Source organism: Flavobacterium riviphilum, from assembly GCF_055231795.1.
Genome location: NZ_JBUYSY010000005.1, coordinates 156,474 through 171,248 on the forward strand (window position 1 = coordinate 156,474; position 14,775 = coordinate 171,248).

The 14,775-nt window shown below is 35.8% G+C and carries 10 protein-coding genes; 3 read left to right on the forward strand and 7 right to left on the reverse strand.

Annotated features, from left to right (window positions below; all coding sequences use genetic code 11):
- Positions 1 to 19 precede the first annotated feature (19 nt).
- Together ACZIX2_RS07590 and rluF are read left to right on the forward strand one after the other, a co-directional pair.
- Positions 20 to 877: an alpha/beta fold hydrolase gene (locus ACZIX2_RS07590; RefSeq protein ID WP_463339484.1), complete on the forward strand. Its 858-nt coding sequence runs from the start codon at positions 20 to 22 to the stop codon at positions 875 to 877.
- An 86-nt stretch (positions 878 to 963) separates the two neighbouring features.
- Entirely contained in the window at positions 964 to 1,782 is an 819-nt protein-coding gene (gene rluF, locus ACZIX2_RS07595; RefSeq protein ID WP_463339485.1) for a 23S rRNA pseudouridine(2604) synthase RluF, read from the forward strand.
- A gap of 85 nt (positions 1,783 to 1,867) precedes the next feature.
- Here the strand turns inward: rluF and ACZIX2_RS07600 are convergent, their stop codons facing one another.
- The 7 genes from ACZIX2_RS07600 to argS all read right to left on the reverse strand — a co-directional run bounded on the left by ACZIX2_RS07600 (position 1,868) and on the right by argS (position 11,912).
- Complete coding sequence (locus tag ACZIX2_RS07600) at positions 1,868 to 2,794, reverse strand: magnesium transporter CorA family protein (protein WP_463339486.1); 927 nt, start codon at positions 2,792 to 2,794, stop codon at positions 1,868 to 1,870.
- A 226-nt stretch (positions 2,795 to 3,020) separates the two neighbouring features.
- Positions 3,021 to 3,899, reverse strand: a complete 879-nt coding sequence (locus tag ACZIX2_RS07605; RefSeq protein WP_463339487.1) for a bifunctional 5,10-methylenetetrahydrofolate dehydrogenase/5,10-methenyltetrahydrofolate cyclohydrolase — start codon at positions 3,897 to 3,899, stop codon at positions 3,021 to 3,023.
- A 95-nt stretch (positions 3,900 to 3,994) separates the two neighbouring features.
- A complete protein-coding gene (ffh, locus tag ACZIX2_RS07610) occupies positions 3,995 to 5,347 on the reverse strand; it encodes a signal recognition particle protein (protein WP_463339488.1) in 1,353 nt (450 codons plus the stop codon).
- Between the two features lie 184 nt (positions 5,348 to 5,531).
- Positions 5,532 to 7,229 (reverse strand): MBOAT family O-acyltransferase, encoded by a 1,698-nt coding sequence (locus tag ACZIX2_RS07615; protein ID WP_463339489.1) that lies wholly within the window; start codon positions 7,227 to 7,229, stop codon positions 5,532 to 5,534.
- Positions 7,230 to 7,238: 9 nt separating this feature from the next.
- A complete protein-coding gene (locus tag ACZIX2_RS07620; RefSeq protein ID WP_463339490.1) occupies positions 7,239 to 8,645 on the reverse strand; it encodes a GDSL-type esterase/lipase family protein in 1,407 nt (468 codons plus the stop codon).
- Complete coding sequence (locus ACZIX2_RS07625) at positions 8,635 to 10,104, reverse strand: SGNH/GDSL hydrolase family protein (protein ID WP_463339491.1); 1,470 nt, start codon at positions 10,102 to 10,104, stop codon at positions 8,635 to 8,637. Before ACZIX2_RS07625 ends, ACZIX2_RS07620 begins: the two co-directional genes overlap by 11 nt.
- Positions 10,105 to 10,133: 29 nt before the next feature.
- Positions 10,134 to 11,912, reverse strand: a complete 1,779-nt coding sequence (gene argS, locus ACZIX2_RS07630; RefSeq protein ID WP_463339492.1) for an arginine--tRNA ligase — start codon at positions 11,910 to 11,912, stop codon at positions 10,134 to 10,136.
- Between the two features lie 330 nt (positions 11,913 to 12,242).
- Here argS and ACZIX2_RS07635 point away from each other — a divergent pair, with 330 nt between their 5' ends.
- Positions 12,243 to 14,645, forward strand: a complete 2,403-nt coding sequence (locus tag ACZIX2_RS07635; protein WP_463339493.1) for a TonB-dependent receptor — start codon at positions 12,243 to 12,245, stop codon at positions 14,643 to 14,645.
- Positions 14,646 to 14,775: the final 130 nt, after the last annotated feature.

A 14,775-nucleotide genomic window follows, 5' to 3' on the forward strand; every position in this document is an offset into this window, starting at 1 on the left:
CTTTTTTACACCTTCTATTTTGATACTTATAAAAAGCCTCCGTTTTCTGTTTGTTAAAGCTGTGGGACAGTATATCAATTTACTGTTTATTGTTCATCGCAAGAAAGCCATTCAATTATCCTACACATTATTCACAAACCCGAGAAAAGGAAAAATCAAAAACGACAATCTCCCTTGGGTATTACGCAAGGCCATTCAAGAACAATTACTGCATCAAAACGACTATTTTCAGACGTATGTTTGGAAAGGAAACGCCATCAAAATTCTTTTAGTGCACGGATGGGAAAGCAACTCGGCCCGATGGAAAAAATTGCTGCCCTACTTAAAAAAATCAGGAGCTACTATTATTGCACTAGATGCCCCAGCTCACGGGTTAAGTAGCGGCAAAGAGTTTAACGTAGCCAAACATAGCGAATACATCAAACAGGTTGTCGATATACACCAACCTAGCATCATCATTGGACATTCAATTGGAGGCGCAAGTTGCCTCTACCATCAATATTTGTATCCAGAAAGCAGCATTAAAAAAATGGTGATTTTGGGAGCTCCCTCTGACTTGAAAACCCTTATCGAACACTACTTTAGTCTTTTGAGTATCAATTCAAAAATGTATCCTTATTTAAAAAAACGATACATAGAAAATTTCAAAAAACCACTACTTGATTTTTCATTATCCGAAATTACTCAAGAAATTGAAATTGAAGGGATCATAGCCCATGACATTACGGATCCTATTGTTGCTTATCAAGAGGGTGAAAAAATTGCAAAAGCTTGGAATAACGGACGGTTTATAACCACAAAAAATCTAGGCCATTCTATGCATGACTCAAAATTGTATCATGAAATTTACCAATTCCTGTTTCAATCCTATGAATAAGCTTGCATTTTGCCCCAAAGCAACAATCCTGCATACAATTTCGGTACAGAATCTATAAAAGCACAAAAAATGAGTATTTTTGCATCATGGAAGAAAATCTAAAACGACTCAATAAATTCATAGGAGAAACAGGATATTGTTCTCGTCGAGAAGCCGATAAACTAATCGAAGAAGGTCGCGTAACCATTAATGGCGTGGTTCCTGAAATGGGAACCAAAGTTTCGCATCAAGATGAAGTACGCATAGACGGAAAATTGATTACCGAAAAGCATGAAAAATTAGTGTATTTGGCTTTCAACAAACCCGTAGGCATTGAGTGTACTACCAACTTAGAAGTTCGAAACAACATCGTGGATTACATCAATTATCCCAAACGTATTTTCCCGATTGGCCGATTGGACAAAGCCAGTGAAGGTTTGATATTTATGACCAATGATGGGGATATTGTAAACAAAATTTTACGTGCAAGAAACAATCACGAAAAAGAATATACAGTTACGGTCAACAAACCCATAACCGATCGATTTATTCAAAGAATGGGCAACGGTATTCCGATTTTGGAAACAGTAACTCGCAAATGCAAAATAGAGCAAATCAGCAAATACACTTTCAAAATTATATTAACTCAAGGCTTAAATCGTCAAATACGTAGAATGTGCGAATACTTAGGCTATGAGGTAACTGCTTTGAAACGTATCCGAATCATTAACATCTCTTTGGATGTTCCCGTGGGGCGCTATAGAGAGTTAACCGATGCCGAAATCAAGGAGCTCAACACACTAATCGAACCTTCTAGTAAAACAGAAGAAGCCAGCTTACCCAAAGCCAAAGCTGAAGCTCCCAAACGAAGAGCCGAGTTCATCAAAAAAGACGACCCTAGATTTAAGAAAAGAGGAGAATATTAAGTTTTAAAGAATATAAAAAAGTAACATCCCATACCCAAAAAAGTATGGGATTTTTATTGCGTTTTTTATTTGTTCAGATAAGTTTTTAAAACCATCTTTTTTTCTTAAATAAAAACACACCAAAAGTAGAGAGTATGATAGAAACTAATATTAAAATGGGTAATCCATAAGTATTCTCTTCCAAGTTATTTGGCACATTCATACCATACAAACTTGCAATTACAGTAGGAATCATTAAAATAATAGAGATAGAAGTCATTTGCTTCATTATCGTATTCATATTATTTGAAATAACAGAAGCATAGGCATCCATAGTTCCAGTCAAAATATCACTGTAAATATTTGTCATTTCTTGCGCTTGACGCAACTCAATCTCTACATCTTCCAATAAATCGGGATCGTAAGATTCTCTTTGAACTTTTAAATTCTTTAATTTATGTAGTAAAATATCGTTCCCTTTTAAAGAGGTTACAAAAAACACCAAACACTTTTCAATTTGTAATAGGGCTTGCAATTCTTCATTCTTGATTGATTTTTCTAAGTTTTCTTCTGCTAATTTAATTTTTTGATTTACTTGTTTTAAATACTTTAAGTACCAAACACTAGAGGACAATAGCAATTTCAAAACTAAGTCAAAGTTATCTTTTATGTTTTTGCCTTTACGCTGCGTGTAAACTACAAAATCCGTCAACATTTCGGTTTTATGAAAACTGATTGTCACACAAATGTCACCTTTAAAAACGATTCCAACAGGAATTGTATTGAAAGGTAATTTTACATTATTGGTATTTACTGGTATTCTAATAATAATCAAGGTCCAACCGTTCTCTATCTCAATACGTGGTCTTTCGTCAATATCTTCGATATCATTATAGAATTCTTCGGGAACTTTAAGGTCTTCTAGGAGGTATTTCTTTTCATCTTCTGTTGGACATTCAACATTAATCCAACAATTAGGAGTCCACTCTTTTGACTCAAACAATCCGTTATTGTTTTTGTAAAACGCTTTCATTTCAAAAATCTATAGGTTAAGTTATGGCTTCTTGAAATGATTTTCAAGAGCTTTATTTTATCAATTTTTCCGAATAACAATCGTCCATTGGGGCTACTTATTTTAAGTGTTGCAAAAGTATTGTTTAAATTCCGAATAACCCTTTGATGCTTATTATTTATGCAAATCTTAAGACAAAAAAAAGCCCAAACTTTCGTTTGAGCTTTATCATTTATATGAAAGAAAATTATTTCATTCTCATTTTTCTAGCTAATAAGGTGTTTTGCAACAGCATCGCTATGGTCATTGGCCCAACACCGCCAGGTACTGGAGTGATGAACGATGATTTTTTGCTTACCCCATCAAAATCAACATCTCCTGTGATTACATATCCTTTTGGATGTGAAGCATCTTCCACTCTAGTGATTCCTACATCAATTACAACAACTCCGTCTTTTACCATATCAGCTTTCAAGTAATTTGGAACACCCAATGCGGTTATGATTATATCTGCATTCTTAGTGAATTCTTCAATGTTTTTGGTTCTACTATGCGTTAAGGTAACGGTTGAATCACCTGGATTCCCTTTACGACTCATCAAGATACTCATAGGGCGACCTACAATATGACTTCTTCCAATTACAACCGTATGTTTCCCAACGGTATCAATTTTATAGCGCTCTAACAATTGCATGATTCCAAAAGGAGTCGCTGGAATAAACGTTTCCATATCTAGCGCCATTTTCCCGAAGTTCGTAGGGTGAAAACCATCTACATCTTTATCCGGATCAATAGCCATTAATATTTTTTGTTCGTCTATGTGACGTGGCAAAGGCAACTGAACAATAAAACCATCTAAATTATCATCTTCGTTTAACTCCTTAATTTTAGCCAACAATTCCTCTTCGGTAATCGTTTCTGGTAAACTCACCAAAGTAGATTCAAAACCAATTTGCTGACAAGAACGTACTTTACTGCCAACATAAGTTAAACTAGCGCCATCATTCCCTACAATTACTGCTGCCAAATGAGGTACTTTCTCCCCATTATCTTTCATTTGTTGTACTTCGATAGCAATTTCTTTTTTAATATCTTCCGATGTTTTTTTACCGTCTAATAATTGCATTATTTGTATTTAATTTAGTTATGTTACTTTATTGGTTGGTTAGAAAAGACAAAGGTTTAAACCTCATATAACATGATTTTTAAACCTTTGAATTATTATCTTGGCATTCCGCCGGGCATTCCTTTCATGCCGCCCATCATTTTCATTAAATTTTTACCGCCTGGACCTTGCATCATCTTCATCATTTTGCTCATTTGATCAAACTGCTTCATCAATTGATTGACTTGCTCTACTTTGGTACCCGATCCTTTAGCTATTCTAATTTTGCGTTTCGCATCTATAAGCGCTGGCTTGCTACGCTCGCTAGGAGTCATGGAATAAATTATCGCTTCAATATGTTTGAAAGCATCGTCTTCGATTTCGATATCTTTCATAGCTTTGGAAGCACCTGGTATCATTCCTACCAAATCCTTCATATTACCCATTTTCTTTACTTGCTGAATTTGAGTCAAGAAATCATCAAAACCAAATTCATTTTTGGCGATCTTCTTTTGTAATTTTCTAGCTTCTTCTTCGTTGAACTGCTCTTGCGCACGCTCTACCAACGAAACTACGTCTCCCATTCCAAGGATACGTTCTGCCATACGAACAGGGTAGAATACATCAATTGCATCCATTTTTTCTCCTGTACCCACAAACTTAATCGGTTTGTTAACCACAGACTTGATAGATAAAGCAGCTCCACCACGAGTATCCCCATCTAATTTCGTCAAGATAACTCCATCAAAATTCAAACGATCGTTGAAAGCTTTGGCAGTATTCACGGCGTCTTGACCTGTCATTGCGTCAACAACAAACAAAGTTTCTTGTGGTTGAATGGCCTTGTGAACGCGTTCGATCTCGTTCATCATTTCTTCATCCACTGCCAAACGACCAGCGGTATCGACAATAACGACATTGAATCCGTTAGCTTTGGCGTGTTGAACGGCTTTTTGAGCAATATCAACAGGGTTTTTATTTTCGATATCCGAAAACACTTCTACTCCAATGGCATCACCCACAACATGCAACTGCTGAATCGCTGCAGGACGGTATATATCACAGGCAACCAATAATGGTTTTTTATTCTTTTTCGTTTTAAGATAATTCGCTAATTTACCTGAAAAAGTTGTTTTACCCGAACCTTGTAAACCAGACATCAAAACTACTGTTGGAGTACCAGAAAGATTAATTCCTGCCACATCTCCACCCATCAATTCTGTCAACTCATCTTTTACCAACTTCACTAAAAGTTGACCTGGTTGTAAAGTAGTCAATACGTCTTGCCCAATTGCTTTTTCTTTTACTCTAGCGGTAAAATCTTTTGCAATTTTGAAATTCACATCGGCATCTAACAAAGCACGACGAACTTCTTTTAACGTATCGGCTACGTTAACTTCGGTAATCTTTCCATGCCCCTTTAAAATATGAAAGGCTTTATCTAACTTATCACTTAAATTATCGAACATAATTTTTATTTTTTTGAGTTGCAAATATACTACAAAGGTTTAGAGGCACAAAAGTTTGCAGTTTAAAAGTTAAGTGTTTTTTTTGGGTAAATTGCCTCCAAATCGAGTAAATCAACCCTCCATTTCAATACAATAAAACACTCTTATTTATGTTTTTATTACATAAAAAAACAAGCAACAAGGATTAAAACTGGAAATAAATAAAAGGCACCAACTCACTCGAAGCCGTGGCAAAAACCAACCAAAAGACAAAGGACAATACTAGCGCTTTAAAAACCATTGGCAATCGATCAAAACAAGATTTTAACCCCAAGGTAACTTTTATCGGCACAAAATGGAGTGCATATCCAATTGCGATCATAATAAATACATTTTGATAACCTGAAATAATCACCATCCACTTCTCCCAATTGAACTCTAATTTCCCTATAGTTTGCAGCATGTCTAATGCTACCGTAAAGTCCTTGGCTCGAAAAAATATCCAACAAAAAGCCACAAAATGAAAGGTAAAAAACACCGATAGACCTATCGTCAAAGCTTTAGTGATCGTTAATTTTTTATTGGTAGTTCCCGGGAAATACTCAGAAAACAACTTATTAACCGCTAATGCAATACCATGCAAAGCCCCCCAAATTACAAATTTAAGGCTCGCTCCGTGCCAAAAACCACCTAACAACATCGTAGTCATTAAGTTAACATTGGTAAACATCGTTCTTTTCTTGTCTTTGGCTAATAAGAACGTCAAACAGAAAACTAACAGTGAAGCAATAGCAATCACCAACGGAATTGGACTCACCGGATAATACCAAGTCGCCCAAGCCATTAATCCAGCAAAGAACAACGAAGGAAATAAAAACCCTCCAAAGCTTCCTCTACGATTCCCTCCTACTGAAATGTATAAATAATCTCGTAACCAAGTTGATAATGAAATGTGCCATCTTCTCCAAAACTCGGTGATAGAAGCCGATTGATAAGGAGTTCTAAAATTGACTGACAATTTGAATCCCATCAACAAAGCTATCCCAATAGCCATATCTGAATAGCCCGAAAAATCACAATAAATTTGGATGGTATATCCGTAGGCCGCCATAAGATTCTCAAAAGCCGTATAGCTCTTGGGCATATCAAAAACACGGTCCACAAAGTTGAGAGAAATATAATCGGATATTACTGTTTTTTTGATTAATCCTCCTATTATTAAAAAAGCAGCATTATCAAAATCTTCTCGAGTAAGCTTTATTTTACTATAAATTTGAGGGATAAATTCAGAGGCCCGTACAATTGGCCCCGCAACTAATTGCGGAAAAAAAGACACAAAAAAGAGGTAATCCAATAAGTTTTTAGTTGGTTCTAATTCTCTTCTGTAAATATCCAAAATGTAACTCATGGATTGAAAAGTATAAAAGGAAATTCCAACTGGCAAGAGCACATCTATAAAGTCAATGTGTCCTTCGAAAATCTGGTTGTAATTGGCAATTAAAAAATTGGAATATTTAAAATATCCCAGAAAAGACAGATTAAACACTACGCTTACCACAAGAAAAAACTTCCGATAGCCTTCTATGGTTTCTTCGTAGAGGAATTTAGCCAAAGTATAATCGACTAAACCTGAAAAAAGTAACAGACAAAAATAAATTCCACTGGATTTATAATAAAAAAACAAGGAAAAGGCAAATACATACACATGACGATATACCCTCGTATTGGCTTTTGTTGTTAGGATATAAATTGGGTAAAACAACAAAAACAATCCAAGAAAAAAAGCGGTATTGAACAACATAGGCTCTTTCGGATTATACGTAATCCAATCTTGAATTCGCTCTGCATCAATCACGCCAAAAAAAGAGTTAATACGATTTAAAAAGTCAGCAATAGTAATCACAATATAATTTTATTTTAAAAATTTTTGAAAAGCGTTCAGTAACGCATTAGTCAACATTTCGCCTTGCAATTGGTATCCTTTTGTGGTATAATGCACACGATCGGGCTGCATTAAGCCCTTGGAGAAATTGTCATTTACCCCCTGCATACCACCGAGATTTTGAAACAAATCCCAAACTGCATATTTACCTAGCGCGGCATAACTTATCAAACTTCTCGAGTAATCATCTACATACGTATTGAGTTTGTGGTGAGGCAAAAAAGAAGGGGGCGGTGTAATCACCAATACCGAAGCTGTTGGATTTTGTTCTTTTAAATGCAATAAAAAAGCTTGAACTTGCTTCATATAATCTAATGAAGTGATTTTCCCATAGGATTCATTTGTACCCATTGACACAATTATCAAATTGGGTTGCAAGCTCTTTAATTGTTCAAAAAATAAAGGATATTTGGTATAATCCGAAAATTTAGCCCCATTTACCCCTATATTGTGATACAAAACTCCTGAAGCATTGTTTTCTAAGACAACACCACTTAAAGCTACCGTTTTAGCGTCATTATTAGGCAACAACATAACTTTTTTCACTGGTGTTGGAAAATCAAAATAATGATACAACTCCGCTTCTGCCAGTGGATTCGAATGATAAACCGTGCTGACAACCGTTTTTTCAACGCTTTGATCCGAAACAATTTTAAGCGTTTTCCCAGCCGTAATTTTGGTGCCCGACAAACGGTTTTCCTTTTTCAAACGCGCAACAGTCGTATGGTAAAAATCAGCAATTTCCGAAAGCGTTTCTCCCTTTTTTATGGTGTGTGTCTTTTTAAGCGGCACCGATTTTACTTTACTCTGTTTTTCGATCTCTCCGGCTAAGTCAAAAAGCCTTTCATTATTTGGAGTAATTACCTTTAACTTTGTAAAAACATCACTTTGATCTTTAACTTGAAGCGACAAGCGCAAACTTTTGGAGGCAGTTGTCAAAGCAATACCACTCAAGCCCACAGGACTCGAATTTTTGGGTAAAATATTTCGATAACTATTCCATTTCACATTTGAAGAAAAACGCACATCACTAGCGCCATTAGTATGAGCTAAAGCATGAGGAAAAACCAAACCTCTTCCTGCGTTTCCAAAAACAGCCTGCAATTGAGTTCTACAAACATCCGTCATTACATCACCTTGAATATGCGAATCACCAATATGGACAATATTTATTTTTCCATTTTTAGTGGTTTGTAATTCATTTAACTGGCTAAAAAATGCATTCAATTCTTGTGCGTTTTGAATTCCCTGTGGAATAAATTCAGGACCAGAACTCATGTTATCGGTTACAATCATTATCGGTTTTGGTATTACGGTATATTGTGAATACAAAGAAAAGCTTAGCAAGCCCAACACAAATAAACTCCTAATTTTCATTAGTTTCTTGATTTTGTGTAGCCGTATTACTACTATCTACCAAATTCGCAGCTTTTGGTGTTGAGGCAATACTGCGAAGCCTTTTATACTCTTGGTACCCTTCGATTAAATAATCGTACACCATAGCGGCAATTTTTTTTGACCCTTTACGGTTAAAATGAGTATAATCTCTGTTGGCCAAAGCAGGCTCTTGCTCTACCCATTTCACCATCGAACCATCTGCTCCCATAAGAGTATACAAGTTTACAAATCCTGATTTTGTATTTACAGCATAACGTCGTTGAGCATGGGTTAACGGCACCACTGCCGAATCGGTTTTCATTTCGGTGCCATATTTCGTTGCTTTATCTGCTGTAGAAACAATCAAAATAGCTGCACCAGGAAATCCTTCTCGAAGTCTATTTACCGTTTTGGTCATGCTTTTGGCATACCATGAATAATTTTTTGTACCGTAATTTAACACGTTGGTTCCATAATGCAACACAATCAAATTGTAGTTCAATTTTTTATGAAAAGCTTGCATTAAAGCTGGATCAAACTTAGAAATTGGAATACCTGAATTGCCTCTTTGAGAAAAATTATCTACATGAACCCCTTTTCCATCGTCAAAATTGACTCCATAAATTGGGACTGATTGAGCATTCTTAAAGGTAAGTTTCAATGTTTTTAGCGTTCCTTTTTTCAAAACTATGGTATTCAACACCTGATTTGATGTTAATGCCTTATAAATGGTGTCTTGATTAATCTGATAATTTACTTGCCCGGATGGATTATCTGAACTTCCATAAAACAAGGTTGGATTTTCAAGTAAAGTAGTATTCTTCTTTTTGGCCGAAGAAAATTTCACCCATACATCGGCCTCAGGATTATTAGCGAAAAACACATGGCCATTGACCCCAAAAGGACGAATAGGATTTTTCACATTCAAGTAGGATTGCGTTTTCCAATTATCCGAAAATTGATGTAAGATAGACGAACGAGATGCTGCTGACTCTGAAGTTATCGACACAAAACCTACTCCTTTCCCTCCAAAAACATTTTGAAACGAGGAACGAATATCTTGTACAATCATGTCGCCATCGGTCATTGAATCGCCATAATAAGCAATACGAACTTTCCCTTTTTGATTGGTTTCCAACTGATACAAATGCTCATAAAATGGAACCAAATACTGAAACCCTTTGTAATTCTCTAGTGTTTCTACTGGAAAAGTAACACCATTATAGGCTTCAAATACTATTTTTTCATCGGCCATGGTATCGTTTGGAGTAACCACTTTTACCTCTGGTTCGGCTTCATAGGCATCCAGCAACATACTATCTATGAGTACATTTTTGGAAGGCCCTTCTTTGATGGCAAAAATTTTACTTGGCAAGACTTCTTTCAGAACAACAAAGAAGCCCGCTGCCATTACTAAAATTAAAAAGGAACGTAGAAAATAGGATTTAGGTGAATTCACAAGTTTAAATGTTTATCTAAATTTATTTACTACATGCGCTCTGGCACATTAATTCCTAACAAACTAAAGGCTGCAGCAATTGTATCGGCAACTTTCTTAGACAATTGTACTCTAAAAATTTTCTTCACTTCGTTTTCTTCACCCAAAATAGAAACTGCCTGATAAAATGAATTGTATTCGCGTACCAATTCGTAAGTATAATTAGCAATCAACGCTGGACTGTGTTGAGTCGCTGCATTTTGAATCACTTCTGGGAATTCCTCTAGTATTTTGATTAATTCCTTTTCTTTAGCATGAATTTCATCAACGGCAAGGGCTGCTGTGAAATCGAAATTTGCTTTTCGTAAAATGGACTGAATTCTAGCGTAGGTATATTGAATAAATGGACCTGTATTTCCAGCAAAATCAACTGATTCTTCTGGATTAAACAAAATACGTTTTTTAGGATCCACTTTTAAAATATAGTATTTCAAAGCTCCAAGCCCAATGGTTTTATAAAGAGCCGCTTTTTCTTCGGTAGAATATTCGTCTAATTTTCCTAATTCTTCCGAAATTTTCTGAGCTGTAGTTGCCATTTCTTGCATCAAATCGTCAGCGTCAACAACTGTTCCTTCTCGGCTTTTCATTTTTCCAGAAGGTAAATCCACCATTCCGTAGGACAAATGATATAAGTTTGAAGCCCAATCAAATCCTAATTTTTTCAAAATCAAAAATAACACTTTGAAATGGTAGTCTTGCTCATTACCTACGGTATACACCATCCCCCCTACATCGGGCATGTCTTTTACACGTTGAATAGCAGTACCAATATCCTGTGTCATATATACGGCTGTTCCGTCTGAACGCAATACAATTTTACGATCCAAACCTTCATCCGTTAAATCAATCCAAACGGAACCGTCTGGATCTCTTTCAAAAATCCCTTTATCCAACCCAACTTGTACCACATCTTTACCCAACAAATAGGTATAGCTTTCGTAGTAATAACTATCAAAATCAACTCCCAAATTGGTATATGTAGTAGCAAATCCATCATAAACCCATTGGTTCATCATAGACCAAAGTGCTTTTACCTCAGCATCACCGGCCTCCCATTTTAAAAGCATTTCTTGTGCTTCCAAGAGTATTGGAGCTTGCTTTTTGGCTTCTTCTTCGGTTTTTCCTTGGGCCATAAGTTGGTTAATTTCATCTTTGTAGGCTTTATCAAAAGCTACATAGTAATTTCCTACCAATTTGTCTCCTTTCAAACCTGTAGATTCGGGCGTTGCTCCGTTTCCAAATTTTTGCCAAGCCAACATCGACTTGCAGATGTGTATACCTCTATCGTTGATGATTTGAGTTTTGTATACTTTTTTTCCCGAAGCTTTGATAATTTCGGCAACGGCGTAACCCAACAAATTGTTTCTAACGTGCCCTAAATGCAACGGCTTATTAGTATTTGGCGAAGAATACTCAACCATTACCGCTTTAGCATCTGGTTGTGGAGACACAAATCCGTAACGGGTATCGTCTTTGATTGTGTTGAAAAAATTCACGTAATACGAATCATCAATTACGATATTCAAAAAACCTGACACCACATTAAAACGAGCCACTTCCGACACATTTTCAACCAAATAGTTCCCTATTTTGGTTCCTAATTCAACTGGATTACTTTTGATGATTTTCAATAATGGAAAAATCACAAAAGTGATATCGCCTTCGAATTCTTTTCGAGTGGCTTGAAATTCTACTTTTTCAAGAGATACCTCAAACAAGGTTGAAACAGCATTTTGAATATGCGGAGTAAGAATCTGTTGTAATGACATGTAAACTGATTTTTTTAAGTGCGCAAAGATACTTCTTATTTACAAACTAGAAAACCTCAAAACCAATCATTTTGTTGCAGTTTTTCAAAAAATGTAAAGAATCGAACTAATTTAATTGTCATAAAAATCATCTGACGCAATAGCCGCCCAAAACCAACACTTCCAACTCATTTACAATTACTTAGAAGAACACCTCAACAATATTTCATTCTAAATAAATTCTTACAAAAAGAAAGTTTTTTAGTAAAAATTTAAAAATTGTTCGTTTAAAACTGTAACACTAGGGCAATACTAACGTCTTAATCCATCATCAATCAAAATTAATCAATCATGAAAATCAAATTAATCACCTATTTATTGCTATGTATAGTCGGAATAGGAAATGCCCAAAATCCAGGAAAAATATCTGGAAAAGTTATTGAAAAGAATTCTAACGCAGCGGTATCCTACGCCAATGTAAGCGTGAAAGACAATGGAAAAATTATTTTTGGAGTAAGCACCGACGATAATGGCGAGTTTACCATTCCCAATCTTGCTTTGAAAAATTATACGGTCGAAATTCAATACATCGGCTATAAAAAATATAGCACTTCGGCTCTCTTAACCGAAAACAAAAAAGAACTTCAATTAAAAGTAAGTCTTGAACAAGAAGCAACTCAACTCAAAGGAGTAAATGTTGTAAGCGAACGCTCCACCATCGAACAAAAAATTGACCGAAAAGTGATTACTGTAGGTAAAGATCTAACCACGGCTGGTGCTTCGGCCTCGGATATTATGAACAATATACCATCGGTCAATGTGGATCAAGACGGAAAATTATCGCTTCGTGGTAACGAAAATGTGCGTGTGCTACTAGACGGACGTCCTACAAACATTGACCCCGCTCAATTGTTAAAACAAATCCCTTCCACATCTATTAAAAAAATCGAATTGATAACCAATCCAAGTGCCAAGTACAATCCGGAAGGCAATTCAGGAATTATCAATATCATTTTGCATAAAAACACCAACAGAGGTTTTAATGGCACCTTCTCAGGAGGTATTACCTTTGGCGAAACCCCTAAGTATAACCAATCCTTGGACTTAAACTACAAAGTTGGTAAGGTAAATTTCTTTGGGAATGGAGGACGAAACTTTGGCGCCTATTTTAACGATGGAAACATCTTAAGGTTAGACCGTGATGTTAAACAAAGATTAGACATAGTAAACGATAATGATTCGTTTTTGTACAAAATTGGTCTAGATTATTTCATCAACGACCACAATACCCTCTCTATTTACACCAACCAAAATAGAGCTGATGGCTTTGGGAATGTAGACACGTATATTGATTTTAATGTAGCGCCTTTTGAATCTATCTTACAAAAATCCAATTATGAAGGCCCAAATGCTACCCAAACGTATAATTTAGCCTACAAACACCTCTTTAACAAAGAAGGACACACGCTAGACTTCGAAGCCAATCTCAACCAATACAAAGAAACTCAACGAGCCAATTTCGACACGCAATCTAGCAACATCAACAATAGTTTCTTTTACAAGGACAACATTCAGGATCATCAAAAATTAACTACGGTAAATCTTGACTATGTCAATCCTTTAAACGAAAAATCAACCTTTGAAGCTGGTGCCGAAGCGCGAATTACTAGAACTGAAAATAATTATCAAACCAGTAATCCAACCGTTGCCACAGCAGACCAACAATCGAACTATACCTATGATATTGATATTTTTTCGGCCTATGCCACTTTTGGACAAAAGTTCAAAAAGTTTAGTTACCAAATTGGAGCAAGAGTTGAAAAATATAAAGTTGTAGCCAATTTAAACTATGGCAAAACCACTTTTGAGGACGATTATCTAACCATCTACCCTTCTTCCTATTTCACTTACAATGTAAACGAAAAAAACACGCTGCAATTCAGTTACAGCCGACGTGTAGATCGTCCAAGCATAGAACAAACCAAACCCATTCGAGAATTTGCTACACCCTTAGTTACTTCATTTGGTAATCCGGAATTGTTGCCTCAATTTACCAACTCTGTAGAATTAAACTACACTAAAACTTTTGAGAAAGGTAGCTTTACGGCGGGTGTTTTTGTAAGAAGCATCCACGATCAAATTAGTAGAATTTTGTTCCCAGACGAAACGGATGCAAGCGGGCAAAAACAAATTTTAACCTTTACCAATTTTGATAACAATACGGCGTCGGGCTTTGAACTTTCTGCCAATTATAAAATTACCAAATGGTGGGATATTCAACCAGCTATTGACTATTCTAGCATTAAACAACGTGGTGTTGTGTTTGTTTTTAACCCTAGCACCAATACCTCATCGCCTATTGAAAGAGAAGTTACTGTAGCTGCTTTCAATGCTCGAATGAACTCTAATTTTAAAGTAAATAAACGCATTAGTTTTCTATTATTCGGATTTTACCGAGGGGGCGTTGATGGACTGCAACTCAATTCAAAACCAATGTATAAAATTGATTCGGGTGCCCGATATAATTTATTAGACAATAAAATGAATATTTCTGTTCGTTTTAACGACATGTTCAACACCATGCGATTTGGCTTTGACTCTGATTACCCTTTCCCACAAGAAGGAAAATTTATGTGGGAAAGCAGAACGGTGTATTTAGGAGTAACTTATAATTTTGGTGGAAGCAAAATCAAAAATTTACAACGCAAACAAAGAGATGACAACACTAACAAATCTGGAGGTGGTATATTTTAACCGTATTGAATTAGTGAATTACTTGTAGAAAAATCACTCTAAAGAATGCCAACTTTAGGGGGATTTGTTTTTGTCTTCTTTATTTCATTCATACAATTATACCTCAACCTATTTTAAATTCTGTCGCTTA